Annotated in this window: 25 protein-coding genes; 11 read left to right on the plus strand and 14 right to left on the minus strand. The window is 70.6% G+C overall.

The genetic code is table 11. The features are described 5' to 3' along the window. Window positions 1-20: 20 nt before the first annotated feature. Genes AC27LF_RS24795 through AC27LF_RS24805 form a run of 3 tightly spaced genes read right to left on the minus strand, consistent with a single transcriptional unit; the run spans window position 21 to window position 2493 of the window. Window positions 21-812 (minus strand): amino acid ABC transporter ATP-binding protein, encoded by a 792-nt coding sequence (locus AC27LF_RS24795; protein ID WP_479658588.1) that lies wholly within the window; start codon window positions 810-812, stop codon window positions 21-23. After that, entirely contained in the window at window positions 809-1645 is an 837-nt protein-coding gene (locus AC27LF_RS24800) for an amino acid ABC transporter permease (RefSeq protein ID WP_479658587.1), read from the minus strand. Before AC27LF_RS24800 ends, AC27LF_RS24795 begins: the two co-directional genes overlap by 4 nt. After that, window positions 1642-2493, minus strand: a complete 852-nt coding sequence (locus AC27LF_RS24805; protein WP_479658586.1) for a transporter substrate-binding domain-containing protein — start codon at window positions 2491-2493, stop codon at window positions 1642-1644. The genes AC27LF_RS24800 and AC27LF_RS24805 overlap by 4 nt, the downstream gene beginning before the upstream one ends. A 188-nt stretch (window positions 2494-2681) precedes the next feature. Between AC27LF_RS24805 and AC27LF_RS24810 the strand changes: the two genes are divergently transcribed. The 5 genes from AC27LF_RS24810 (at window position 2682) to thpD (ending at window position 7281) form a co-directional block, all read left to right on the plus strand. Continuing rightward, the gene (locus AC27LF_RS24810; protein ID WP_479658659.1) at window positions 2682-3782 is read left to right on the plus strand and encodes a pyridoxal-phosphate-dependent aminotransferase family protein; all 1101 of its coding nucleotides are present in this window, start codon (window positions 2682-2684) and stop codon (window positions 3780-3782) included. A gap of 304 nt (window positions 3783-4086) precedes the next feature. Continuing rightward, the gene (ectA, locus tag AC27LF_RS24815) at window positions 4087-4605 is read left to right on the plus strand and encodes a diaminobutyrate acetyltransferase (RefSeq protein WP_479658585.1); all 519 of its coding nucleotides are present in this window, start codon (window positions 4087-4089) and stop codon (window positions 4603-4605) included. Window positions 4606-4617: 12 nt separating this feature from the next. Continuing rightward, window positions 4618-5889 (plus strand): diaminobutyrate--2-oxoglutarate transaminase, encoded by a 1272-nt coding sequence (gene ectB, locus AC27LF_RS24820; RefSeq protein ID WP_479658584.1) that lies wholly within the window; start codon window positions 4618-4620, stop codon window positions 5887-5889. A 98-nt stretch (window positions 5890-5987) separates the two neighbouring features. Continuing rightward, a complete protein-coding gene (locus AC27LF_RS24825) occupies window positions 5988-6392 on the plus strand; it encodes an ectoine synthase (RefSeq protein ID WP_479658583.1) in 405 nt (134 codons plus the stop codon). A 4-nt stretch (window positions 6393-6396) separates the two neighbouring features. Then, window positions 6397-7281: an ectoine hydroxylase gene (gene thpD, locus AC27LF_RS24830; RefSeq protein ID WP_479658582.1), complete on the plus strand. Its 885-nt coding sequence runs from the start codon at window positions 6397-6399 to the stop codon at window positions 7279-7281. 130 nt (window positions 7282-7411) lie between these two features. Here thpD and AC27LF_RS24835 read toward each other — a convergent pair whose 3' ends face one another. The 7 genes from AC27LF_RS24835 to AC27LF_RS24865 form a co-directional block, all read right to left on the minus strand. Further along, a complete protein-coding gene (locus tag AC27LF_RS24835) occupies window positions 7412-7837 on the minus strand; it encodes an NUDIX domain-containing protein (RefSeq protein ID WP_479658581.1) in 426 nt (141 codons plus the stop codon). Window positions 7838-7855: 18 nt separating this feature from the next. Beyond that, complete coding sequence (locus AC27LF_RS24840) at window positions 7856-8653, minus strand: STM4013/SEN3800 family hydrolase (RefSeq protein ID WP_479658580.1); 798 nt, start codon at window positions 8651-8653, stop codon at window positions 7856-7858. Then, window positions 8650-9153 carry a hypothetical protein gene (locus tag AC27LF_RS24845; RefSeq protein WP_479658579.1) on the minus strand — a complete coding sequence of 168 codons (504 nt, stop codon included), beginning with the start codon at window positions 9151-9153 and terminating at the stop codon, window positions 8650-8652. Before AC27LF_RS24845 ends, AC27LF_RS24840 begins: the two co-directional genes overlap by 4 nt. Further along, window positions 9131-9796, minus strand: coding sequence for a dTMP kinase (locus tag AC27LF_RS24850; RefSeq protein ID WP_479658578.1), 666 nt, complete (start codon window positions 9794-9796; stop codon window positions 9131-9133). Before AC27LF_RS24850 ends, AC27LF_RS24845 begins: the two co-directional genes overlap by 23 nt. Beyond that, entirely contained in the window at window positions 9793-10812 is a 1020-nt protein-coding gene (locus AC27LF_RS24855; RefSeq protein ID WP_479658577.1) for a radical SAM protein, read from the minus strand. The genes AC27LF_RS24850 and AC27LF_RS24855 overlap by 4 nt, the downstream gene beginning before the upstream one ends. A gap of 209 nt (window positions 10813-11021) precedes the next feature. Next, window positions 11022-11312: a hypothetical protein gene (locus AC27LF_RS24860; RefSeq protein WP_479658576.1), complete on the minus strand. Its 291-nt coding sequence runs from the start codon at window positions 11310-11312 to the stop codon at window positions 11022-11024. A gap of 279 nt (window positions 11313-11591) precedes the next feature. Beyond that, window positions 11592-12005 (minus strand): ATP-binding protein, encoded by a 414-nt coding sequence (locus AC27LF_RS24865; RefSeq protein WP_479658658.1) that lies wholly within the window; start codon window positions 12003-12005, stop codon window positions 11592-11594. Between the two features lie 355 nt (window positions 12006-12360). Here AC27LF_RS24865 and AC27LF_RS24870 point away from each other — a divergent pair, with 355 nt between their 5' ends. Next, window positions 12361-13749 (plus strand): NsdA family TPR-like regulatory protein, encoded by a 1389-nt coding sequence (locus AC27LF_RS24870; protein ID WP_479658575.1) that lies wholly within the window; start codon window positions 12361-12363, stop codon window positions 13747-13749. A 30-nt stretch (window positions 13750-13779) separates the two neighbouring features. After that, a complete protein-coding gene (locus tag AC27LF_RS24875) occupies window positions 13780-14253 on the plus strand; it encodes an SAM-dependent methyltransferase (RefSeq protein WP_479658574.1) in 474 nt (157 codons plus the stop codon). A 328-nt stretch (window positions 14254-14581) separates the two neighbouring features. Here AC27LF_RS24875 and AC27LF_RS24880 read toward each other — a convergent pair whose 3' ends face one another. The 4 genes from AC27LF_RS24880 to AC27LF_RS24895 form a co-directional block, all read right to left on the minus strand. Further along, the gene (locus AC27LF_RS24880; RefSeq protein ID WP_479658573.1) at window positions 14582-15634 is read right to left on the minus strand and encodes an aminotransferase class V-fold PLP-dependent enzyme; all 1053 of its coding nucleotides are present in this window, start codon (window positions 15632-15634) and stop codon (window positions 14582-14584) included. 97 nt (window positions 15635-15731) lie between these two features. Next, window positions 15732-16448 (minus strand): DsbA family oxidoreductase, encoded by a 717-nt coding sequence (locus AC27LF_RS24885; protein ID WP_479658572.1) that lies wholly within the window; start codon window positions 16446-16448, stop codon window positions 15732-15734. 183 nt (window positions 16449-16631) lie between these two features. Next, a complete protein-coding gene (locus AC27LF_RS24890; RefSeq protein ID WP_479658571.1) occupies window positions 16632-17240 on the minus strand; it encodes a DUF1349 domain-containing protein in 609 nt (202 codons plus the stop codon). A gap of 176 nt (window positions 17241-17416) precedes the next feature. Continuing rightward, window positions 17417-18946 carry an aldehyde dehydrogenase (NADP(+)) gene (locus AC27LF_RS24895; protein WP_479658570.1) on the minus strand — a complete coding sequence of 510 codons (1530 nt, stop codon included), beginning with the start codon at window positions 18944-18946 and terminating at the stop codon, window positions 17417-17419. Between the two features lie 120 nt (window positions 18947-19066). Between AC27LF_RS24895 and AC27LF_RS24900 the strand changes: the two genes are divergently transcribed. From AC27LF_RS24900 to AC27LF_RS24915, 4 genes are all read left to right on the plus strand, one after another. Further along, window positions 19067-19840: an IclR family transcriptional regulator gene (locus tag AC27LF_RS24900; RefSeq protein ID WP_479658569.1), complete on the plus strand. Its 774-nt coding sequence runs from the start codon at window positions 19067-19069 to the stop codon at window positions 19838-19840. An 88-nt stretch (window positions 19841-19928) separates the two neighbouring features. Next, window positions 19929-20960, plus strand: coding sequence for a hypothetical protein (locus AC27LF_RS24905; RefSeq protein WP_479658568.1), 1032 nt, complete (start codon window positions 19929-19931; stop codon window positions 20958-20960). Next, window positions 20957-22207 carry a sensor histidine kinase gene (locus tag AC27LF_RS24910; RefSeq protein ID WP_479658567.1) on the plus strand — a complete coding sequence of 417 codons (1251 nt, stop codon included), beginning with the start codon at window positions 20957-20959 and terminating at the stop codon, window positions 22205-22207. Before AC27LF_RS24905 ends, AC27LF_RS24910 begins: the two co-directional genes overlap by 4 nt. Then, window positions 22204-22911 carry a response regulator transcription factor gene (locus tag AC27LF_RS24915; protein WP_479658566.1) on the plus strand — a complete coding sequence of 236 codons (708 nt, stop codon included), beginning with the start codon at window positions 22204-22206 and terminating at the stop codon, window positions 22909-22911. The genes AC27LF_RS24910 and AC27LF_RS24915 overlap by 4 nt, the downstream gene beginning before the upstream one ends. Window positions 22912-22918: the final 7 nt, after the last annotated feature.

A 22918-nucleotide genomic window follows, 5' to 3' on the forward strand; every position in this document is an offset into this window, starting at 1 on the left:
TACGGCACCTTAGTGAGCCGTCAGTCCGTGTGGGTCACCCGGTCGGGGGGCTCCTGCTCGACGTCCGCACTCGCCGGGTCGAGGAGGCGGGCGAGGAAGTGGCGGGTGCGCTCGTGGCGCGGGGCGCCGATGACCTGGTCGGGGGTGCCGTCCTCGACGATCACCCCGCCGTCCATGAAGACGACGCGGTCGGCGACCTCGCGGGCGAAGGTCATCTCGTGGGTGACGACCATCATGGTCATGCCGTCGTCGGCGAGCATGCGCATCACGGCGAGGACGTCCCCGACGAGTTCCGGGTCGAGCGCGGAGGTCGGCTCGTCGAACAGCATGACCTCGGGGCCCATGGCGAGCGCGCGGGCGATGGCGACGCGCTGCTGCTGGCCGCCGGAGAGGGCCGCGGGGTAGGCGTCCGCCTTCTCGGACAGGCCGACCCGGGCCAGGTTCCGGGCGGCGACCCGCGCGGCCTGCGCCCGGTCCCGGCGCAGCACGCGGCGCTGCGGCAGGGTGAGGTTCTGGACCACCGTCAGGTGCGGGAACAGGTTGAACTGCTGGAAGACCATGCCGATGCGGCGGCGTACGGCGTCGATGTCGACGTCGGGGTCGGTCAGTTCGACGTCGCCGACGAACACCTGGCCCCGGGTCGGCTCCTCCAGCAGGTTGACGCACCGCAGCAGGGTCGACTTGCCGGAGCCGGAGGGGCCGATGACGCAGACGACCTCGCCCCGGCCGACCTCCAGGTCGATGCCGCGCAGCACCTCGTCGGCGCCGAAGGACTTGTGCAGGGCGCGGAGGCGGATCTCGGGCCGGCTCATCTGACGGCCTCCTGGGCTTTGGACTCCATGCGGCGGACGACGAGGCTGAGCGGGATGGTGACGAGCAGGTAGCACAGGCCGGCCACCAGGATGGGCGTGGAGTTGGCGGTCTGGCTTGCCAGGTCCCGGCCGAACTTGGACAGTTCGCGCTCCTCCAGGGTGACGCCGAGGAACAGCACCAGTGAGGAGTCCTTGAACAGCAGCACCAGTTCATTGGTGAGCGGCGGCAGGATGATGCGGAACGCCTGCGGTACGACGACAAAGACCATGGCCCGCGCGGGCGTGAAGCCCAGCGAACGGGCCGCCTCCGTCTGCCCCTTGGGCACGGCCTGGATGCCGGCCCTGATGGTCTCCGCCATGTAGGCGGCGGAGACCAGGCCGAGCGCGAGCGCGACCTTGCCGTACGTTCCGCCGGGGATCTCGGTGCCGGGGAAGGCGAGCGGCACGGCGACACCGACGAAGATGAAGATGAGCAGGGCGGGCAGACCGCGGAAGACTTCGATGTAGACGCTCGCGAGCCAGCGGTAGGGGCCCACGGACGACAGCCGCATGAGGGCGATCACCATGCCGAGCACCAGCCCGAAGACGAAGCCGGACAGGGTGTAGAGCACGGTGTTCCTCAGCGCCAGGGTGATGACGTCGGGGAACATCTGCCGGGCGATGTCCGCCTGCGCGAACTGGTTGCGCAGCCGGCCCCAGTCGGCGCCGACCGCGAGGGCGATGACCGCGGCGGTGAACACGGCGTACTGGACGCCCCGTGACAGCCCGCGCATCTGACGGCGGGTCAGCCTCTTTCTGCGGGGTGCGGTCTTGGTGTGCTCCGGGCCGGTCATGAGGCGGAGGGCGAGGCGGCGGAGGCGTCGTACGGGCCGATCCACCGCTCGTACAGCTTCTTGTACGTGCCGTCCGCCTTGGCGTCCGCGATGGCCTTGTCGACGGCGGCGAGCAGCTTGGCGTTGCCCTTCTTCACGGTGAAGCCGTACTGCTCGCCGGTGTCGAGGTTGTCGACCACCTGGAACGCGTCGGCGTTGGCCTTGTCCTTCAGCCAGCCCTGGACGACCGGGTAGTCGATGACGACGGCCCGTACCTGGCCGGTGCGCAGGCCGTTGAGTACGGCGTCGGAGGACTCGAAGGAGACCGGGTCGTAGCCCTTGCCCTTCGCGTAGTCCTCGCCGGTGGTCTGCGCCTGGGCGCCGAGCTTGGCGCCCTTGGCCTTGATGTCGGCGAAGGAGGCGATGCCGCTCTTCTTGTCGACGAGGACGGCCTGGGTGGCGTCGAAGTACGGGTCCGAGAAGTCGACGTTCTTCTTGCGCTCCGCCGTGATGGTCATGCCGGCGGCGGCCAGGTCGCACTGCCCGGAGTTGAGGAAGGCCCCGGTCTTGAAGTTCTCGAAGGGCGTGTCGAGGATCTGCTGGCGGACGCCCAGGTCCTCGGCGACCAGGTCGATCAGGGAGACGTCAAAGCCCTGCACCTTGCCGTCGATCTCGGACTGGAAGGGCGGGTAGGGCAGATGGGTGCAGGTGGTGAGCTGCCCGGCCTTGACCAGTTCGACCCCGCCGGCGGCGGTCTTGGCCGCGCCGCCGGAGCTGTCGCCCGACGAGCAGCCGGCCACGAGGGCCAGCCCGGCCGCGACGGCGGTGGCGGCCAGGGCGCGGGTCCGGCGCCGAGGGAGGGTGATCACGGGACCTCCTGTGGGGGGAGTGTGACTTCCGGAATGCGACTTCCGATTATAAGGATATCTTGGGGTCCCCAAAATTGATCCGATGGTTGCGGGGGCATTTGACCTAAGAAGTCACCGGTCGTCGCTCTCGGAAAGGGGCCGGTTACGCTCGTCGGGTCGGTCCCCCCGTGAGCGAAGAGAGCGCCGCCGTGACACACCCCTTCCTCGATCTGCCCCCGCTGACCGCCGCGCGGTTCGCCGCCGTCGAGGACCGGGTGGCCCGGCTGCTCGACACCCGGCACGACGTCGTGATCATGCAGGGCGAGGCGCTGCTGCCGCTGGAGGGCGCGATCCGGGGCACGGCGGGTCCCGGCACCACCGCGCTGAACGTGATCACCGGACCGTACGGGCAGACCTTCGGGAACTGGCTGCGGGACTGCGGCGCGAAGGTGGTCGACCTGTCGGTGCCGTTCCACGCGGCGGCCACCGCGGACGGGGTCCGTGCCGCCCTCGCCGAACACCCCGAGATCGACTTCGTCTCCCTGGTGCACGCGGAGGCGGCGACCGGGAACACCAACCCGGTCGCGGAGATCGGCGAAGTGGTCCGGGCGCACGGCGCGCTGTTCTACCTGGACGCGGTGGCCTCCGTCGGGGCCGAACCGGTGCTGCCGGACGCCTGGGGCGTGGACCTGTGCGTGATCGGCGCGCAGAAGGCGATGGGCGGTCCGGCGGGGGTGTCGGCGGTGTCGGTGAGCGAGCGGGCCTGGGCCCGGATGGCGGCGAACCCGCATGCGCCGCGGCGGTCTTATCTGTCCCTGCTCGACTGGAAGGAGCGCTGGATCGACGCGGGCCATACGGCGCTGCCGCACGCGCCGGCGCAGTTGGAGATGCTGGCGCTCCAGGCGTGTCTGGAACGGATCGAGAGCGTGGGCCTGGATGCGGTGATGGCCCGGCACCGCGGTGCCGCGCGGGCCGTGCGGGCGGGGGCGGCGGCGCTGGGCGGGGGCCTGGAGCCGTTTGTGTACGAGGCCGCGGACGCGGCGCCGGTGGCCACGACCCTGCGGGTGCCGCCGGGCGTGGTCGCCTCGGAGCTGGTGGCCCGGGCGCTGGCGAGCGATCCCGCGCTGCCGCTGGCGGCGGGGGGCGGCGCGCTGGCCAAGGAGATGATCCGGGTCAACCACTACGGGGCGGACGCCACGGTGGCGGCGGTGCACGGCTGCCTCGCGGCGCTGGGCGCGGCCCTGGCGGAGCGGGGACTGACCGTCGATCCTGCGGCCGCCCGGGACGCTGTCGAGTCCGCCCACGGGTGACGCCCTCGCGGCGGCGTTCTGCGGGCGCTTGTCGGCGGTATGGCCGGGGGTTGAAATTCTCAACAATCCAGACAAAAATTCAGTTTCTTTATTTCGGATAGCTTTCCCGAGTTCTTCTGCCCGCTTTTTCCGAGGCTAAACAAGAAGATTTTCGCCCAGGTTTCGTCCGTGTGACGCACTCCACATCGAGGGGCGATTTGCACCTTTTGATGCAGGTCAAACCGGTTCATATCGGACCAGCTTGTGAAGCGATGCACATCCGTAACCGTGCATTTCTGAATTCACCTCGCTAAATTCAATACGCATGACTGCCGCACAAGCAGACCTGCTCATCGACCGTCCGACGGTGACGGACGGAGCCGCACTCTGGCGTATTGCCAAGGACTCCGGAACCCTCGATCTGAACTCCTCGTACAGCTATCTGCTGTGGTGCCGCGACTTCGCGGGCACCTCGGCGGTGGCCCGCGGAACGGACGGGGCGCCCGTCGGCTTCGTCACCGGATACGTGCGGCCGGAGCGCCCGCGGACCCTGCTGGTGTGGCAGGTCGCGGTGGACACGGCCCACCGCGGCCACGGCGTGGCCGCCGCGCTGCTCGACGGGCTGACCGGGCGGCTCGCCGCCGGGCACGGGATCGCCCGCGTCGAGACGACCATCACCCCCGGCAACACCGCCTCCGAGCGCCTGTTCACCTCGTACGCCGCACGGCACGGCGCCCGTGTCACCCGCGAGGTGCTGTTCGACTCCGGGTTGTTCCCCGACGGCCCCCACCAGCCGGAAGTCCTGTACCGGATCGGCCCGCTGACCCCCCACTCGTCGCACTGAGGAGCGATCACCGTGACCATCACCCAGCCCGACCTGAGCGTCTTCGAGACCCTGGAGTCCGAGGTGCGCAGCTACTGCCGCGGCTGGCCCACCGTCTTCGACCGTGCCCAGGGCAGCCTGATGTACGACGAGGACGGGCACCGGTACCTCGACTTCTTCGCCGGCGCGGGCTCACTCAACTACGGCCACAACAACCCCGTGCTCAAACGGGCGTTGATCGACTATCTGATGCGGGACGGCGTCACCCACGGCCTCGACATGTCCACCACGGCCAAACGGTCCTTCCTGCAGACCTTCCAGGACCTGGTGCTGCGCCCGCGCGACCTGCCGTACAAGGTCATGTTCCCGGGCCCGACCGGCACCAACGCGGTCGAGTCCGCGCTGAAGCTGGCGCGGAAGGTGAAGGGACGCGAGGCGATCGTGTCGTTCACCAACGCCTTCCACGGCATGTCCCTCGGCTCGCTGGCCGTCACCGGCAACGCCTTCAAGCGGGCCGGTGCCGGTATCCCGCTGGTGCACGGCACGCCGATGCCCTTCGACCACTACCTGGACGGGCAGGTCCCCGACTTCCTCTGGTTCGAGCGGCTGCTCGGCGACCAGGGTTCCGGGCTCAACCAGCCCGCCGCGGTGATCGTCGAGACCGTGCAGGGCGAGGGCGGCATCAACGTCGCCCGGCCCGAATGGCTGCGCGCGCTCGCCGAGTTGTGCGCGCGCCGTGACATGCTGCTGATCGTCGACGACATCCAGATGGGCTGCGGCCGCACCGGCGCCTTCTTCTCCTTCGAGGAGGCCGGCATCGTGCCCGACATCGTCACCGTCTCGAAGTCCATCGGCGGCTACGGACTGCCCATGGCGCTGTGCCTGTTCAAGCCCGAACTGGACATCTGGGAGCCGGGCGAGCACAACGGCACGTTCCGCGGCAACAACCCGGCGTTCGTCACCGCGACCGCGGCCCTGGAGACCTACTGGGCCGACGGCTCCGCCATGGAGAAACAGACCCGGGCCAGGGGCGAGCGGATCGAGCGGGAACTGGTCGCCGTCACCGAGGAGAACCGCGCCGATGTGAAGGAGCACCGGGGGCGGGGGCTCGTGTGGGGCCTGGAGTTCCACGACAAGGGCCGCGCGGAACGGGTCGCCCGGCGCGCCTTCGAACTCGGGCTGCTCATCGAGACGTCCGGCCCGGAGAGCGAGGTCGTCAAGCTGCTGCCCGCGCTCACCGTCACCCCGGACGAGTTGGACGAGGGGCTGAGCATCCTCGCCCGGGCCGTCCGGGAGACCGCCTGACCCCGACCGGCATCGGACGGCGCCGCCCGGCACGGGCCGGCGCCGCCGTCCGGCGCCGTCGCACCACGACACATCCACCGAGGAGGCTGTGCACCACCGTGATCGTCCGTTCGTTCAAGGAGATCGAAGGCACCGACCGGCATGTGAAGTCGGCATCCGGCACCTGGGAGAGCAAGCGGATCGTGCTCGCCCGGGAGCGGGTCGGCTTCTCCGTCCACGAGACCGTCCTGTACGCGGGCACCGAGACGTCGATGTGGTACGCCAACCACATCGAGGCCGTCGTCTGCGTGGAGGGCGCGGCCGAACTCACCGACCACGAGACCGGGAAGACGTACTCGATCACTCCCGGCACCATGTACCTCCTCGACGGGCACGAGCGGCACACGCTCCGCGTCCACGAGGACTTCCGCTGCATCTGCGTGTTCAACCCGCCGGTGACCGGACGGGAGGACCACGACGAGAACGGCGTCTACCCCCTGCTCACCGAGCCCGAGGAGGTCTGAGCACATGACCGTCACCGACCTCTACCCCAGCCGCGGCGCCACCGAGGTGTCCGTGCCGCGCCAGGACCCCGTCGTCTGGGGCTCCCCGGATACGCCGGGACCCGTCTCGGCCGCCGAACTCCAGGCGTACGACCGTGACGGCTTCCTCACCGTCGAGCAGCTGATCGAGGCAGACGAGGTCGCCCGCTACCGGCGGGAGCTGGACCGGCTGGTCGCCGACCCGGCCGTGCGCGCCGACGAGCGCTCGATCGTGGAACCGAAGTCGAAGGAGATCCGCTCCGTCTTCGAGGTCCACCGGATCAGCGAGGTGTTCGCGGGCCTCGTGCGCGACGAGCGGGTGGTCGGCCGGGCCCGGCAGATCCTCGGCTCGGACGTGTACGTCCACCAGTCCCGGATCAACGTCAAGCCGGGCTTCGGGGCCAGCGGCTTCTACTGGCACTCGGACTTCGAGACCTGGCACGCGGAGGACGGGCTGCCGCGCATGCGGACGGTGTCCGTGTCGATCGCGCTGACCGAGAACCACGACACCAACGGCGGGCTCATGATCATGCCGGGCTCGCATCGCACGTTCCTCGGCTGTGCGGGGGCCACGCCCGAGGACAACTACAAGAAGTCGCTGCAGATGCAGGACGCGGGCACCCCGTCCGACGAGGCGCTGACCGCCCTCGCGGGCGAGCACGGCATCCGGCTGTTCACGGGCCGGCCGGGCTCCGCGACCTGGTTCGACTGCAACTGCATGCACGGCTCGGGCGACAACATCACCCCGTTCCCGCGCAGCAACGTGTTCATCGTGTTCAACAGCGTGGAGAACACGGCGGTCGAACCGTTCGCGGCACCCGTACGACGCCCGGACTTCATCGGCGCCCGGGACTTCACCCCGATCCGCTGAGCCGGCTCCGAGCTGACCGGGCGAAGAGCCGTCGGACCCGCCTCCCTCGAAAGGAGTGCGGGTCCGACGGCTTACGGCGGTCACCGGCCCGCCGCGGCTGTTCCGGGCAGTACACAGCCCGCCGATGGCGTTACCGCCTGTGGTGTGCCAGGAGAAGAGCGAGCGGCCCGGCGGGGAGAAGGAACCGGCCGTCATGCGCGGCTTGCAGGGCATCGTCCATGGGCCACCACATCAGCTTGAAGTCCATTTCGGTCTCGGTGAGTTCCTGCGGTCCGAGTGTGAGGTCGCTGGCCTCGAACAGGTGAACTCGTGCCGGGGAGTTGAGTGTGATGGCGTAGGAACCCAGGGACCGCCAGGAGACGGCGGTGACGCCGGCCTCCTCACGCAGTTCCCGACGGCCGCAGTCCAGAGGGGACTCTCCTGCTTCGAAACGGCCGCCGGGGAGAAACAGGTACTCACCTCCGTGGGTGGTGAACTCGGCGCTCAGCAGGGCCACTAGGCCATTCGCGTCGCGTGCCGCAACCACGGAGGCGTCGCGCATCGCCGCATCGCTCATGCTGGCTGAGCCTAGCGGTCAGCCGTGCACCCAGGAGGCGAACGGCACAGTGAACACTGCCGGGTGGGCGATGCCCCGTCCGTGATACCCGTCGTCGCCGTAGGCGTCGCCGTGATCGGCACACATGATGACGAGCCAGCGGCCGCGTACGGTGAGCCCGTCGAGGAGGCGCCCGAGGTGCTCGTCGGCCGATGCGAGCGCAGCAGCCTGGGAGGCGGCCGTGTCCTCGCCGGAGTCCGGGTAGTGCCCGTGCGGGACGTGTGTCGCGCTGACATTGACGAACAGGAACAGGGGTTGCTGACCGGTGTACTGGTCGGCGATCTCCAGCGCCTGGTCGACCTGGTGCCGGGTGGAATCCAGGTAGGGGGAGCAGAACTCGGGCCGCCAGTGATCTTCCTGGAACAGGTCGGGCAGTACCGAGCCGAGCGGCGTCTCGCGCGAGAAGTAGGTGACGCCGCCGACGCACACGGTGCGGTAGCCGTGCTGCACCAGACCCTCAAGGAGATTGGGTGCGTCGAACTTGAACGTCTCGGGCGGGACCATCTTGAAGGCGGGCGGGCGGCACTCCCAGAGTCGTGACGGCTGCACGGGCTGGGGCAGCTTGGGCAGGAAGCCGGAGAAGAAGGCCATGTGTGCCGGCAGCGTGAAGGTTCCCGGAGTCTGCCGGCGGTCCCACATCCCGCCGGGGAGCAGCTTGGCCAGGCGGGGTGTCCGGTCGGCGGTGAGAGCGGTCTCGGCGACGTCGTACCGCAGGGAGTCGAGGGTGACGAAGAGTATCCCGGTCCCGGATCGGATGATGTCCGCAGCGTCGATCACAGGTGGTCGCCTCCGGTGAGGTGGTCGTGGCGGGGAACGACGCGCCCTTTGGCCTGGTCGTTGACGGGGATGGGGACGCGGTCCTCGGAAATACGGCGGCGGATCTCTGCCAGGCCGTTGGTCTCATCGAGGAGTAGTCCCTCACGGTTGAAAAGCTCGATGCGCACCCTCGTGCGGCCGTCGCCGCCCGAGGCCGTCAGCCATGCCCCAGGAACGCCCGCCTGCCGGAGGTCGGACAGCAGGCGCTCACGGGTGTCCCTGCCGATGAATTGCACGGTGCACGCGTAGTGCTCGGCGTTGATGGCTCCGCGGCAGAAGCGGGAGGCGAAACCGCCGATGGCCGGGTGGTCGTCGTGAGCGACGAGGATCTGGCCGGCCTTCTGGGTGACGACGACGCAGGCTCCCAGCCACCATGCCACGCCCTCGTGGATCTGTCCGGGGAACACTCCGACCGCTCCGCCGTGCTGAATGACGGTGTCAGTGTCGATGGGGTTCAGCACGGTCCTTCTCCAGGTGGGTGACGATCTCGTCGGCGATATCGGCGGCGCTCTTGTCGTCGGTCTCGATCAAGACGGCGCTGGGGTCCGCCTTGGCGACCACGGCGAAGTTCTCCAGCAGTCGGGTCAGGCGCCCCTCCACCTCCAGCAGGTCGGCATCGTCACGGGTGCGGTCGCTCTTGCCGGCGATGCGCCTGCGCAGTTCCTGTTCCGAGCAGGACATGTAGAACGTGCGGGTGGGCTGAGTCAGGTAGGTCCGGTAGGGCTCCATGAGCTGACAGACCGTTTTAACCGGCACGCGGTGCACAGCCGCGTGGCATGCGACGACCGAGGAGACGTACCGGTCGGCGATGACGGGACCTATGGCGCGCGCCCGCCGGATCGCGTCGGACGCGTGCAGGAGGCCCGAGAGGTAGAACGCGAACTGTGGCAGAGATCGCAGCTCGCTGTTGACGTTCGTGGACCACTGGGTGTGCGGGACTGGCAGGGTGTGGATGCCGGTACCGGCGAGCCGGTTTTCCAGGAGCGCGCGCAGTGTGGACTTGCCGACGCCGGAAACGCCTTCCAGGACGACGAGGGGTCCCTGCTCGCCCTCGTAACGGACGGGCTGGTACGGCGGGGGCAGGCAAGGGGAACGGGCGGTCATAGCGTTCCCTCCGTGAAGGCGGTGACATGACTGGCGACGTTGTCGGCCAACCGGCTGTACGCCGGCAGCGGGACGAGGTCAAGACGGAGGTCATCGCGGAGGAGACAGGGCTGCAAGCCACCGTTGTGGTCCAGGCGCAGCGCCCAGAACCCCTCCACGCAATCGGCGCGGCGTGGGCAGGTACCGCACTGCCCGACGTGGTGGCGTCCCAGGTTGCGGTGGATGACATCGATCTCAACGCCGTCGATGAGGAAGACCCGGCGGCCTTGACCGACGCCGGCGACCTCGGTGTGTTCGTCGCTCGTCAGCGTCCGCAGGTAGGTGATCAGGCCCTCGGCGGACACAGCGGAAGCTGCGCGCCCCTCGTTGAAGTCGGTGCCGACCAGTTCGATGAACTGCACGGGCAGGCGGCGGTCGAGCGCGAAGTCGAGGATGTGAGGAACCTCGTCCTTGTTCTCGCTCAGCAACAGCGTGTTCAGCTCCACGCGGGGGCAGCTCTCGCGAGCAGCTTCGATGCCGTCGAGGACCAGGTCGATGCCGTACCGAGTTCCGGCGATGCTGCGCAGTGTCTCGTCGGAGAAGTAGTGCAGGCTGACCTTGATCTTGTCCAGGCGAGTGCGGGAAAGCCATGCCTTGTGGGTACGCACGCGTGTGCCGTTGGTGATGAGGGTGTAGCTGGCGTCCGGGCCATGCTCGGGAAGCTGCTCCAGGACCGGCCGGGCGAGCGGTGAGACAAGCGGTTCCCCTCCAGTGAAGTAGACGCGTTTCAGCCCCGCGGCCATGACAGAGCCGATGATCGTGAGGTAGTCCTCGGGACCCAGCACTCGGGGGCGGGGCTGCTGGGAGCGATCGAGGCGCGTGGCCGGGGGCGGGACGTCTCCCTCGTTGTGGCAGAAAAAGCACGCGACGTTGCAGCGAGGAGTGAAGCTGACGCGGAACTGCCCACGGAGGGCGGCGAAGTTCTGTAATGCCGTGAAGTCGACAGCATCCGCTGCCAAGGCACGAAGCTCTTGCATGCTGGCCTCCAGACCAAGTGAGGTCGTGTCTCTGCCGCGGCTGGGTAAGGCGGCGAGGAAGGGGCCCGGCGCGGGAAGACGCCTGGCGTATGGGACGTCTGGTCGTGCTTGCCGGCGCCGGGTGTGCGCCTGCCTGGTGGCCGCCGTCGGCGGTCCGGGCCACCAGGCACGGGTCTATGCGGCGCAGGCCAGCTGACCGGAGCGGGGGCTCATTCGTGGTCCTCGAAGGGCTGCGCGCCGAGCGTCTTGAGTCGGCTCATGTCTGCTCTCAGCTGTGCCAGCCCGACCTCCGGGTCGAAGCGGCCCGACTCCCGATCGAACGCCACGATCAGCTGGCGAGTGTTGTCGGATCTGCGGTGCAGTTCTCGCTGGCTCGCGTGCCGGCGCCACCAGTCCTCCGCCCGCCACACCAGGGACCAGAATCGGTCCTTGAACGTTGTCCGGGACAGAGCGGGGATGCGCTCGATGTCGCGCAGCCTGTTCAGTTCCGCCTGGGACATCGGCGGCTGGTGCCGGCAGCGGGTTCGGCTGCCGCCGAGTCGTTGCATCAGCCCTCACGCCTTCCTGGAGCAGCACGGTGGCCACGTGTATCAACGCACCGCCTAAGCGCTCCGGTATCTGGTCGAGTGTGTCGTCTGCCGGCGGGCACTTGCCGATCGCCGGGTCCAAGTCGTCGAACATCGGTGCCGGGGCTATCGGCTGCCATGCAGCCCTCATGCGTCTGGCGAGGCTTTCCGGTTGGTCGGCATCCAAAGGCGGACGACAGGTCGATACCGCGGTCATCTGGCCAGCACCTCCAGTTCGGCCCAGACGACCTTGCCCCACTGCTTGCGGTCGTAGCCGCACTTGGTGCTCAGTTGGTCCACGAGGTTCAGGCCGCGACCTGTGACGGCGTGCTCATCTGCCCCACAGATCTCAGGCACTTCCCGGTTCGTGTCCGAGACGAGGATCTTCACGGTCGTCGCATCGGGGCGGGCGATCTTGATCTGGAAATTGCGGCTGTGGGAGTGGACAATCGCGTTGGTGGCGAGTTCGGAGGCGATCAGCTCGGCGTTCGCTGCTGCCTCAGCTATGCCCCACAGCGCCAAGGCTGACGAGACGAGGAGGCGAGCTTTCCTCGCCGACTCGGGTTCGCACGGCCAAGTCTCTGTGTAACTGGGGACGTCAGTGCCTGAAGCTCTGGCAGCAGTCATCGTCACGAGTGGTCCTTCCGGCGTGATGTGCACCCGGTCCTGTCGGGAGAAGCAGCGCCGGTCGGGCTCAGCGCACACTTTCGCGCTCCTCCACACGGCCGCTGGCGCATACACAGAGCCAACCGCGGTGACGGCTAGCGGGGTACCAGGCCGGGAGTGGCGAACTGACAAACGTGACACAAGATCTTTTCGCGTGTGAGTCCAGCCGATCCCCCGAGCAGTGACGTCCCGCCAGGTATGAGGTCGAGGCCCCGGGAGTTGAGCAGTACTTTGGTACTTCTGACCCTGCGCGGGCATAGCCCCGAACGCAGTTGACACACACGGCTCAAGATCATCGGCAGTGCGGGGGCGCACCATGGCGCGCGAGCGAAACGAGGGGTTCGCAGCCCTACTGGAAGAGGCGGGCTGGTCACGGGCCCAAGCCGCCGCCGCTTTCGTCAAAGTCGCGAGGGAGAACCAACTCACCGCGTACACCAGCATTCAGCGACAGCACGTCACGCATTGGGTGGCAGGTCATCAGCCGTCCGGGCGAGCCCCCATAATCATGTGCGAGGCACTGTCCCGCCGTCTGAAACGAGTCGTCACCACGGACGAATCCGGGTTCACAGTTCCTAGCTCACCAGCACAGGGGGCACTGGACTGGCGCGTCGATCCATTGATCGCGCTGAATGATCTGGGGAGAACCGACTTGGATGCGGACCGGCGCAGTCTGCTACGTGGCAGCTTGTACTCTGCTGCGGCGCTCGTGGTGCCGTCAGATGCCTGGTGGGCTGAGATGGCGAAGCAGACACCGCCCGAGGACCGTAAGGGAACCCAACGCGTCGGGCGGGGCGATGTCGAGAGCGTGCGGGAAATGGTCCTGGCCTTCTCCCACATGGACCAACGGCGCGGGGGTGGCCATGGCCGCACGGCACTCGTGGAATACCTCCGGTCCGACGTAGCCGGTTACTTGGTGGGCGAGTTCCCGAACGACCAAGTGCGCCGCGACATGTACTCGGCTGCTGCCGAAGGCTCCTACCTCTCCGGTTGGATGGCCTTCGACAACGGCGAGCACGGTGTCGCCGAGCGGTACTTCACGCTGGGCGTGAAACTTGCCGCCCGAGCCGGCGACGCCCCGCTGTCAGGCCACATTTTCCGCGCCATGGCACACCAAGCCCTCGACATGGGGTTCTTCAGTGATGCGCTGGAACTGTCGACGGCCTCGATCGCCGGCCAGCGCTATCAGTCGGCGACTCCTCGGGAACGTGCGCTGCTCGGCGTCGTCCATGCCCGCTGTCTCGCCGCGAATGAACAGAAACAGGCCGCAGCCAAGGCGCTCCTTCGCGCCGAGGACGACCTGCGTCAGGCTCATGATGGCATCGAGGAGCCGTCTCGCACGTTCTTCTTCGCTGAGGCGTCACTGGCTCATGAAACGGCCTGCACCCTTCGCGACCTGGGTGACCGCAAGGGGGCGGTCAAGAACTTCCGGCGCAGCGTGCGGACACGAGGCGCTTCGTTCAAGAGGACACATGCAGTGACCCTCGGGTACCTCGGCGCCACACAAATATCCGCAGGCAATGTGGAAGAAGCCTGTGCCACCTGGTCCAGCGCTCTTGATGCCATGGAGGAGGGCATCTACTCGGGCCGCGCCCGCCAGCGGGTCGTCGAGATGCGTCAGTTTCTGTCTCCGTACCGTAGGCGTGGCATCTCTGCCGCTGTTGAGCTGGAATCAAGGGCAACCGAGTACCTGCGCACCGTAGATTGATCACCTCACTTCGAGGGACGAAGGGAAGCAATGACGCTGCAGATCGAGCCCATCGGCAACGTCGTCGGCGGTCGCACAAAGGTCGCCGACGACTACTGGGGTGGCGTCGAGTCCATCATCCGTCTGGACCCGAAGTTCCCCCTTGACGTGGTGAGGGGCCTGGAGGAGTTCTCGCATCTGGTCGTGACCTGGCACTTCAGCAAGGCATCCCCGGATGACGTCGCCCTGCATGCGCGCAGCCCCCGCAACGACCCCCGCTGGGAGCCCTCGGGCACCTTCGCGCACCGCAACCATCGGCGACCGAACCAGCTCGCCACCAGTTTCCCGCGCCTGCTCAAGGTCGACGGCTTGGATCTGAGTGTGACCGACTTCGACGCGGTCGATGGGACCCCTGTCTACGACCTGGCGCCGTACTTCACTGAGATGGGGCCCCGTGGCGAGATCCGTGAGCCAGCCTGGCCGGGAGAGATGCTCAAGGATTACTGGGCCGCGACCAAGAAATGATGGAGGGCGCCGGGTAACTGGCCGGTCTTGCCCGGGGCCACGGATGGCCCGTGTCCCCGCCGGCCAGGGGGCGTAGGGCTCCGAGCGCTCCGTCCACCGGGGCAGCTCCCTGCATTCGCGATACGTGGATGCGCCTCGCACCGCCGCCCACCAGCAGCTCGGCAGCACTGGTCGAAGTCATCCCGGGCGGGCGATGGCCAGATCATCCGTAGCGCGTTTTCGGGCTGCGGCCACCTGACGAGCCACTTCCTGACCGGAGCCTCCTGCACGAGCTGCGCGCTGTCGGAGTCATCACCCGTTCCCGCACAGCAACGTGCTCATCAGGGGGTCAGCCGGACAGTGCGTCCAGTAGGCGGTCGATGTCCGCGGGGGTGTTGTACAGGTGGAAGGAGGCCCGTAGATGGCCCGCACGGTCGGAGACCTGGATGCCCGCGCGGGCCAGCTCGGGACGGCGGTGGCCGAGCCCCGGCACGGAGACGATCGCCGAGCCGGGCGCGGGCAGGGCTTCGCGGCCGAGCCCGGCGAGCCCGGCGCGGAAGCGGTCGGCGAGGGCCAGGTCGTGGGCGTGCACGGCGGCCACGCCGATCTCCTCGATCAGCGCGAGCGAGGCGCGCAGCCCGGCATGGCTGAACAGGGCCGGGCTCACGTCGAACCGCCGGGCGGAGCGGGCCAGTTCCTCGACGGGCCCGTAGCAGCTCTCCCAGGGTCTCTCCCCCGCGACCCAGCCGGCCAGCAGCGGCGTCAGCGCGCCGAAGTCCTCGGGTACGACGAGGAAGGCCACGCCGTGCGGGCCGAGCAGCCACTTGTACGTGGTGGCGACGGTGAAGTCGGACGCGTCGGCGTCCATCGGCAGCCAGCCGGCCGCCTGCGAGAAGTCGACGTAGGTGCGGGCGCCGTGGGTGGCCGCGGCGGCGCGCAGCGCGGGCAGGTCGGCGACCCGGCCGTCCGCGGACTGCGCGGCGCTCACCGCGACCAGTGCGGTGCCCGGCCGGACGGAGTCGGCGAGCCGTTCCAGCGGGACGGTCCGCACCTTGAGGTCGGCGCGCAGGTGGAACGGGTTCACCACGGAGGTGAAGTCGGCCTCGGCGGTGAGGACTTCGGCACCGGCGGGCAGCGAGGCGGCGACGAGGCCGGTGTGCGCGGCCACGGAGGGGCCCGCCGCCACCCGGCCGGCCGGGACGCCGGCCAGCCGGGCGAAGGACGCCCGGGCCCGCTCGACGTCCTCGTACAGCGGGTCCAGCGGGGCGCCCGCGGCCCGGAGCGCCACCGCCTCGTGCAGCGCGGTGACGGACCGGGCCGGCAGCAGTCCGCTGCTCGCGGTGTTCAAATAGGTGTTCTTCGGGGCGAACTCGGCGCGGACGACGCTCTCGAAGGTCTCCATGGGTCCACTGTGCGGCCCGGTGAAGTCACCGTCCATTGCGGATGGTTACGCGGTTCTCCTCAGCGACGCTGATACGTCCGCCCCGACCTGCGGTTTCTCAGTTCTGCGGCACCGCGCAGCCGTCCGGGCCGCAGGCGTCCGCGGCACCCTGGTCGATCAGTTTCAGCGGGGAGCGCTCGCCCCACGCCTGGGTGAGCGCCTGGGTGAAGACCTCGGCGGGCTGGGCGCCGGAGACACCGTACTTGCGGTCGAGGACGAAGAACGGTACCCCGTTCGCGCCGAGCTGCGCGGCCTCGCGTTCGTCGGCCCTGACCTCGTCGGCGTAGGCGTCGGGGTCGGCGAGGACCGTGCGGGCCGCGTCGGCGTCGAGTCCGGCCTCGGCGGCCAGCAGCACCAGCCGTTCGTCGCCCTCGCTGAAGACGGAGCGCTCCTCGGCGAAGTTGGCCCGGTACAGGATCTGGATCAGCTCGTCCTGGCGGCCGTGCTCCTTGGCGAAGTGCAGCAGGCGGTGCATGTCGAAGGTGTTGCCGTGGTCGCGGCCCCGGGTGCGGTAGTCCAGGCCCTCGGCGGCGGCCTGCGCGGCGAGGTTGTCCTCGCCGGCCTGGGCCTGCGCCTCGCTCATGCCGTACTTGCGGGTGAGCATCGTCAGCACGGGCTGCACGTCGCCCTTGGCGCGGCCGGGGTCCAGCTCGAAGGAGCGGTGCACGACCTCGACGCCGTCGCGGTGCGGGAAGGCCGCGAGCGCCTTCTCGAAGCGGGCCTTGCCCACGTAGCACCAGGGGCAGGCGATGTCGCTCCAGATTTCGACGCGCATGGTGTCGGCTCTCTCCAGGTCCCGGTGGCACGGGGACGGTCCCCGCGCTGTGGGTGAACGTTCAAGCAGTCTGTTCCATTCCCCGGTTCGGCGGCCGGTGCCGGAGCCCGCCGGACCGCGCCGGGCCAGGTGCGGGCGCGGGCTGCGGGGCGAGCAGGGGGTGGCGAGGGCGGGCCCGTGCGGTCAGCTGCCGTCCCTCAGGTCGCTCGGCCAGGCGGGCCTGAACTCGATGTGGTCGTAGGTCACGACACACCCCTCCCCCATCGGCGACTGGGTCAGGAAGCCGACCAGGGCGGCGCCCGTCTCCTTCTCGCCGTCCAGCGTGAACAGCCGTACGAAGGTCCAGCGGGCGCCGTCGCGGGAGGCGTGGAAGGCGAATGCGCGGCCGGTGCGGCTGATCCGCAGCCAGACGGAACTGCCGTCCACGGTGAAGGAGTTGGCGTCGTCGGAGTGGCCCCGGGTGACCACCGTGCAGACGGTGGGCAGGTCCGGGGAGTACTCCAGGCAGAGCTTGGCCCAGGCCCGGTCGCCGACGTGGACGTAGAGCACACCGGCGTCGAAGGCGGCCCGGAACCCTACGGTGACCCGGGCGATCAGCTGGAAGTCACCCTCCGGCGCCCCGAGCAGCCGGGGTGCGTCGGAGGCCGGGTCCAGGGCCTCCCCGGTCGGCGGCACGAAGCGGTCCTGCCGGGGACCGGCCCACCCGGTGAGCACGCCGTCCTCATAGGACCAGTGGCCGTCGGGTCCGTAGGTGCGCAGCGGGAAGGGCAGCTCGGGAAGTTCCACGTCCATCGGCCGATTCTCGCAGCCGCCCGCCACGGCCGCCCCAGGGGCACGCACACCACGCGCCGGCGCACGCCACTCACGTCCGGTTCGCCCGCGCCCCGAAGGGGCGCGAGGAACTGCGCGACCAGCCACGACGGCGCCGCAGACGACCCGGAACACATAGCGGCGCACCCAGCGGAGCGCTACCGCTCCAGGACGCCGTTGAACCGGCGGGGCAGCCCCAGCGGGTTGTCGTCCCGCAGTTCCGGCGGGAGCAGGGCCTCGGGGGTGTTCTGGTAGACGACCGGCCGCAGCCAGCGCTCGATCGCCGTGCCGCCCACGGAGGTCGAGGTGGAGGTCGTCGCCGGATAGGGGCCGCCGTGGTGCTGGGCGGGCGCCACCGCGACCCCCGTCGGCCAGCCGTTGACCAGGACACGGCCGGCCAGCGGGGTCAGCTCGGCCAGGATCTCGGCGCCCCGGCCGGCGCCCGCCGCCTCCTCGGCGGACAGCTGCACGGTCGCGGTGAGGTTGCCGGGCAGCCGGGACAGCACGGCGCCGACCTCGGCCTCGTCGTCGTAGCGGGCCACGACCGTCACCGGTCCGAAGCACTCCTCCAGGAGCAGGTCGTAGGCGCCCGCCTCGGCCAGCTTCGCGGCCGGCACCGTGAGGAAGCCCGCGCTCACCGTGTGCTCGCCGCCCGCGCCCGGGGTGACCGGGGAGTCCACGCCGTCCAGCCCGGCGCGTTCGGCGACCCCGGCGATGAAGTTGTCCCGCATGCGGTGGTCCAGCAGGACCCCGGCCTCGGTGTCGCTGACCGCGTCGGTCAGGGACTTCACCAGCTGGTCGCCGGCCGCGCCCGACGGCGCGAGCACCAGGCCCGGCTTCACGCAGAACTGGCCGACGCCGAGGGTCATGGAACCGGCGAGGCCGGCGCCGATCGCCTCGGCGCGCTCGGCGGCGGCGGCCTCGGTGACGACGACCGGGTTCAGGGAGCCCAGCTCGCCGTGGAAGGGGATCGGGACGGGCCGGGCGGCCGCCGCGTCGAACAGGGCACGGCCGCCGCGCACGGAACCGGTGAACCCGGCCGCGGCGACCAGCGGGTGCTTGATCAGTTCGATGCCCGCCTCGAAGCCGTGCACCAGGCCGACGGCGCCCGCCGGGATGCCGTGCTCGGCGGCGGCGCGCCGCAGCGTGTCGGCGACCAGTTCGGACAGGGCCGGGTGGTCGGGGTGGGCCTTGACGACCACCGGGTTGCCCGCGGCCAGCGCGCTCGCGGTGTCGCCGCCCGCGACGGAGAAGGCGAAGGGGAAGTTGGACGCCGAGTAGACGGCGACGACGCCGAGCGGGACCTTGATGCGGCGCAGGTCCGGCACGGGTGGGGTGGCGGTGTCGTCGGGGTGGTCGATGATGACGTCGAGGAAGGCGCCCTCGTCGACGAGCTTCGCGAAGGCGCGCAGCTGGTAGGTGGTGCGGGCGAGTTCGCCGGTCAGCCGGACCGGGCCGAGCGCGGTCTCCGCGTCGGCGGCCTCGACGAGCCGGTCCCGGGCCGCGTCCAGGCCCGCCGCGGCCGAGCGCAGGAAGGCCGCGCGGACCGCGCGGTCGGCCAGGGAGCCGCGCGCGGCGTGGGCGGCCCGTACCGCGGCGTCGACCTCCTCGGCCGTGGCCTCCACCGCAACCTGTTCACGCTGCTTCCCGGTACGCGGGTCGACACTCCAGACTGGTGCTGCTGCCACCGCGGGTCCCTCCACAAAGATCTGGGTCATCCACCAGGCCGTTCGATATACTGAACGCCGTCTCAGGTGATGAATATGCTGTTGGAGAGTATTTCCCGTCCAACGAAGGGGTCAAGGGCGATGTCGGCAGGCGAGACAGGCGGCGGGGCGCAGGTCAAATCCGCGGTGCGGACCGTTGAATTGCTCGAATACTTCGCCGGCCGGCCCGGTATGCACTCCCTCGCGTCCGTCCAGGAGGCCGTCGGGTACCCCAAGTCCAGCCTGTACATGCTGCTGCGCACCCTCGTGGAGCTGGGCTGGGTGGAGACGGACGCCACCGGCACGCGCTACGGCATCGGGGTGCGGGCCCTGCTCGTGGGGACGTCGTACATCGACGGCGACGAGGTGGTGGCCGCGGCCCGCCCCACCCTTGACCGCCTGTCGGACGACACCACGGAGACCATCCATCTGGCCCGCCTCGACGGCACGAACGTCGTCTACTTGGCCACCCGTCAGTCGCAGCACTATCTGCGCCCCTTCACCCGCGTGGGCCGCCGGCTGCCCGCGCACTCCACGTCCCTCGGCAAGGCGCTGCTCGCCACCCACACCGACGAGCAGGTGCGCAAGCTGCTCCCACAGACGCTGCCCGCCCTGACCGAGCACACCCTCACCGACCGGGAAAAGCTCATCGAGGAGCTGCACCAGATCCGGGAGCAGGGCTTCGCCGTCGACCGGGAGGAGAACACGCTCGGGCTGCGCTGCTTCGGCGTCGCCATCCCCTACCGCACGCCGGCCCGCGACGCGATCAGCTGCTCGGTGCCGGTGGCCCGGCTGACCCCGGCCCATGAACAGATGGTCAAGGACGCCCTGTTCGACGCCCGCGACCGGCTGACGCTGGCCACGCGCAGGCTGTGACGGACGAGGGCCCTCTCCCCCGCGCGGCGGAGGCGAATCGTCACGGCGCGGGAGGTGCCGCGACCGGTGCGCCCGGGAGCGTGGACCCATGACACCGCCCCCGGCGTCCGCCGCCCCGCCCGTACCCGCGCCCCGCGCCACCGTGCCCCGGCTCGATCCGCGCCGCCGGCTGCTGCGGTCCGTCGCGATCGTGGCCTGTGTGCCGTACATCGGACTGAAGGCCGCCTGGCTCGCGGGCAGCCGAGCCGGGATACCGCAGGGCAGCCCGCTGCTGGAGCACCGCACCACGATGGCGGTCGCCAACGCGCTGAGCGTGCTGCTGGACGCGGCCGTGATCGTGCTCGCGGTGATGCTGACCCGGCCGCGGGCCCGGACGGCACCCGCCTGGGCCGCGGTGTTCCCCGTCTGGGTCGGCACCGGACTGCTCGCGCCGATCACGGCCGGCTATCCGCTCCAACTGGTCGCCGGCGCGCTCGCCCAGGGCGGCGCCGGGCCCGCGGATCCCGGGCGCCGGCCCTTCCTCGACGCATGGGTCTTCGCCGTCGTCTACACCGGGTTCATCGTGCAGGGGCTCGCGCTGGGCGCGCTGTTCGCGCTGTACGCACGCGACCGCTGGGGCCGGGTGTGGCGCGGCAGGGTGGGCGACCTGCCGGCCGGGACCACCCGGGCGGCGCAGCGGGCCTGCGCCGGGGGTGCCACGCTCGCCGCGCTGCTGCCCCTCGGCACCCATCTCGTCTGGATGCTGGGCGGCACCGCGGGGCTCGGCCCCGGCCGTGCCGCACACCGCACCAGTGACTTCTATGTGATGGAGGCCGTGGCCATCGGCTTTCTGCTCGCCGCCGTCACCGGCGGCCGGCTGCTCGGCTCCCGGCACGCCCGTACCCTGCCGGTCGCGGTGCCGCTGACCCTGGCCTGGCTCGGCTCGGGCGGCACCGCCTGCTGGGGCGGCTGGCTGTCGCTGGCCCCGCTCGGCGACGGCGGCGACCTCGGCGACCCGCCGACGCAGCTGATGAACCTCACCTACGCCGGCCAGCTCGTCACCGGCGTCCTGGTCGCGGCCCTCGGCGCCCACTTCTGCGCCGAGCGGCACGCCGAGGCCCCGAAGCGGCCACCGGCGTGAGCAAGTTCGCCCGGTCGGTGTTCGGCCGTACCGCGCGCCGCCGCTGGATCCATCTGATCCTGGGCGGCGCGCTCGCCATGCCGTACGTCCTCGTCGGCGCGGTGGTCGTCGGGCCGCTCACCGGCTCGCGCCAGGTGTTCTCCGAACTGCCGCTGCAACTCGCCTCCTTCGCGCTGGGGCTGCCGCTCGCCGCGCTCACCGCGCTGCTGTTCCCGCTCGCCCGGCCGCTGGAGGCCGCCGCCGCACGCGCCCTGTGCGGGCTCCCCCCGGACGCGCTGGACCAGGGCCCGGCCCGTACCCGGGCCGCGCGCGGGCGCACGGCGGCCTGGTTCACGCTGCACCTCGGGTTCGGCGGCATCGTCGCGGGGATGTCCCTCGCCGTGCCGCCGCTGGCGCTGGTGCTCATCGTGCTGCCCGTCCCCGCGGTGCTGGGCGACGCACGGCTCGGGCTGCCCGAAGTCCTCGGCAGGCCCTGGGCGTTGCCGCTGTGCCCGCCGGCCGGTATCGCCCTGCTGCTCGCGCTCGCGGGCTGCGCCGCCGGGTGCGGCACGCTGCTCGCCCGGTGGGCGCCCGCGCTGCTCGGGCCCACGCCCGAGGACCGGCTCGCGGCGGCCGAGGCGCGCGCCGCCGACCTCGCCGTGCGCAACCGGCTCGCGCGCGAACTGCACGACTCCGTCGGGCACGCGCTGAGCGCGGTCACCCTCCAGGCGGGCGCGGCCCGCCGGGTCCTGGACACCGACCCGGGGTTCGTGCGCGAGGCGCTGGCCGCCATCGAGGACACCACCCGGCGCACCGTCGGCGAACTCGACGCCGTGCTCGGTGTGCTGCGGGACGGCGATACGCCCGGCACGGCGCCCGCGCCGACCCTCGCGGCCGACCTCGACGGGCTGGTGCGCCGCACCCGGGCCGGCGGACAGCGGGTGACGGCCACCGTCACCACCGATCCCGCCGCCCTGCCGCCGCTGGTCTCCCGCGAGGCATACCGGATCGTGCAGGAGGGGCTGAGCAACGCGCTCAGGCATGCGGCGGGGGAACCGGTCGCCGTGCGCATCGGCGGCGCCGGCGGACGGCTGGAGATCACCGTGGAGAACCCGCTGGGCGCCGCCGGCGTCTCCCGTCCCGGCGGCGGCCACGGCCTGCGCGGCATCGCCGACCGGGTGCGGCTGCTCGGCGGGGAGTGCCGGGCGGGCGCGTCCGGCGGGACGTGGCGGCTGCACGTACGACTGCCGTGGAAGGGACCCGAATGACACCGCCGCCGACACCGCCGCCGGCATCCGCGCCGGCACCGCCGCCCGCACCGCCGTCGATCCGTATCGTCGTCGCGGACGACGAGCGCATGGTGCGCACCGCCCTGCGCGCCATCCTCGCCGCCGAACCGGACCTGGTGGTGGTCGGCGAGGCGGCGACCGGCGCCGAGGCCGTGTCGGTGGTGCGGGAGCTGCGGCCCGACGTGGTGCTGATGGATGTGCGCATGCCCGAGACGGACGGGATCCGGGCCACCGAGCGGATCCTGGCCACGCTCGACGCGCCACCTCGCGTCGTGGTCGTGACCACCTTCGAGAACGACGCGTATGTGTACGACGCGCTGCGCGTCGGGGCCGCCGGGTTCCTGCTGAAGCGGGCCGACGCCGACACCCTCGTCCAGGCGGTGCGGCTGGTCGCGCGCAGCGACTGCCTGCTGTTCCCGTCCGCCGTACGGAGCCTCGCCGCACAGCACGCGCGCGCGTACCCGGCTCCCCCGGCCTGGGCGGCCAGGCTCACGGGCCGCGAGCGCGAGGTGCTGCGGCATCTGGCCGACGGGCTGACCAACGCGGAGATCGCGCGCCGGATGCGGGTGGGGCCCGCCACGGTGAAGACGCATGTGGCGGCGGTCCTGGCGAAGACGGGGACCCGGGACCGCACCCAGGCGGTGATCGCCGCGTACGAGGCGGGTTTTCTGAGCGCACGATGAGAAAACG

The sequence above is a fragment of the Streptomyces diversicolor genome (assembly GCF_057537855.1).

Bases quoted from the DNA above. Each gene is read 5' to 3' on its own strand.
- AC27LF_RS24795 (WP_479658588.1), bottom strand. From the start codon at position 812: ATGAGCCGGCCCGAGATCCGCCTCCGCGCCCTGCACAAGTCCTTCGGC.
- AC27LF_RS24800 (WP_479658587.1), bottom strand. From the start codon at position 1,645: ATGACCGGCCCGGAGCACACCAAGACCGCACCCCGCAGAAAGAGGCTG.
- ectA (WP_479658585.1), top strand. From the start codon at position 4,087: ATGACTGCCGCACAAGCAGACCTGCTCATCGACCGTCCGACGGTGACG.
- thpD (WP_479658582.1), top strand. From the start codon at position 6,397: ATGACCGTCACCGACCTCTACCCCAGCCGCGGCGCCACCGAGGTGTCC.
- AC27LF_RS24835 (WP_479658581.1), bottom strand. From the start codon at position 7,837: ATGAGCGATGCGGCGATGCGCGACGCCTCCGTGGTTGCGGCACGCGAC.
- AC27LF_RS24850 (WP_479658578.1), bottom strand. From the start codon at position 9,796: ATGACCGCCCGTTCCCCTTGCCTGCCCCCGCCGTACCAGCCCGTCCGT.
- AC27LF_RS24855 (WP_479658577.1), bottom strand. From the start codon at position 10,812: ATGCAAGAGCTTCGTGCCTTGGCAGCGGATGCTGTCGACTTCACGGCA.
- AC27LF_RS24860 (WP_479658576.1), bottom strand. From the start codon at position 11,312: ATGTCCCAGGCGGAACTGAACAGGCTGCGCGACATCGAGCGCATCCCC.
- AC27LF_RS24865 (WP_479658658.1), bottom strand. From the start codon at position 12,005: ATGACTGCTGCCAGAGCTTCAGGCACTGACGTCCCCAGTTACACAGAG.
- AC27LF_RS24870 (WP_479658575.1), top strand. From the start codon at position 12,361: ATGGCGCGCGAGCGAAACGAGGGGTTCGCAGCCCTACTGGAAGAGGCG.
- AC27LF_RS24875 (WP_479658574.1), top strand. From the start codon at position 13,780: ATGACGCTGCAGATCGAGCCCATCGGCAACGTCGTCGGCGGTCGCACA.
- AC27LF_RS24880 (WP_479658573.1), bottom strand. From the start codon at position 15,634: ATGGAGACCTTCGAGAGCGTCGTCCGCGCCGAGTTCGCCCCGAAGAAC.
- AC27LF_RS24885 (WP_479658572.1), bottom strand. From the start codon at position 16,448: ATGCGCGTCGAAATCTGGAGCGACATCGCCTGCCCCTGGTGCTACGTG.
- AC27LF_RS24890 (WP_479658571.1), bottom strand. From the start codon at position 17,240: ATGGACGTGGAACTTCCCGAGCTGCCCTTCCCGCTGCGCACCTACGGA.
- AC27LF_RS24900 (WP_479658569.1), top strand. From the start codon at position 19,067: ATGTCGGCAGGCGAGACAGGCGGCGGGGCGCAGGTCAAATCCGCGGTG.
- AC27LF_RS24905 (WP_479658568.1), top strand. From the start codon at position 19,929: ATGACACCGCCCCCGGCGTCCGCCGCCCCGCCCGTACCCGCGCCCCGC.
- AC27LF_RS24915 (WP_479658566.1), top strand. From the start codon at position 22,204: ATGACACCGCCGCCGACACCGCCGCCGGCATCCGCGCCGGCACCGCCG.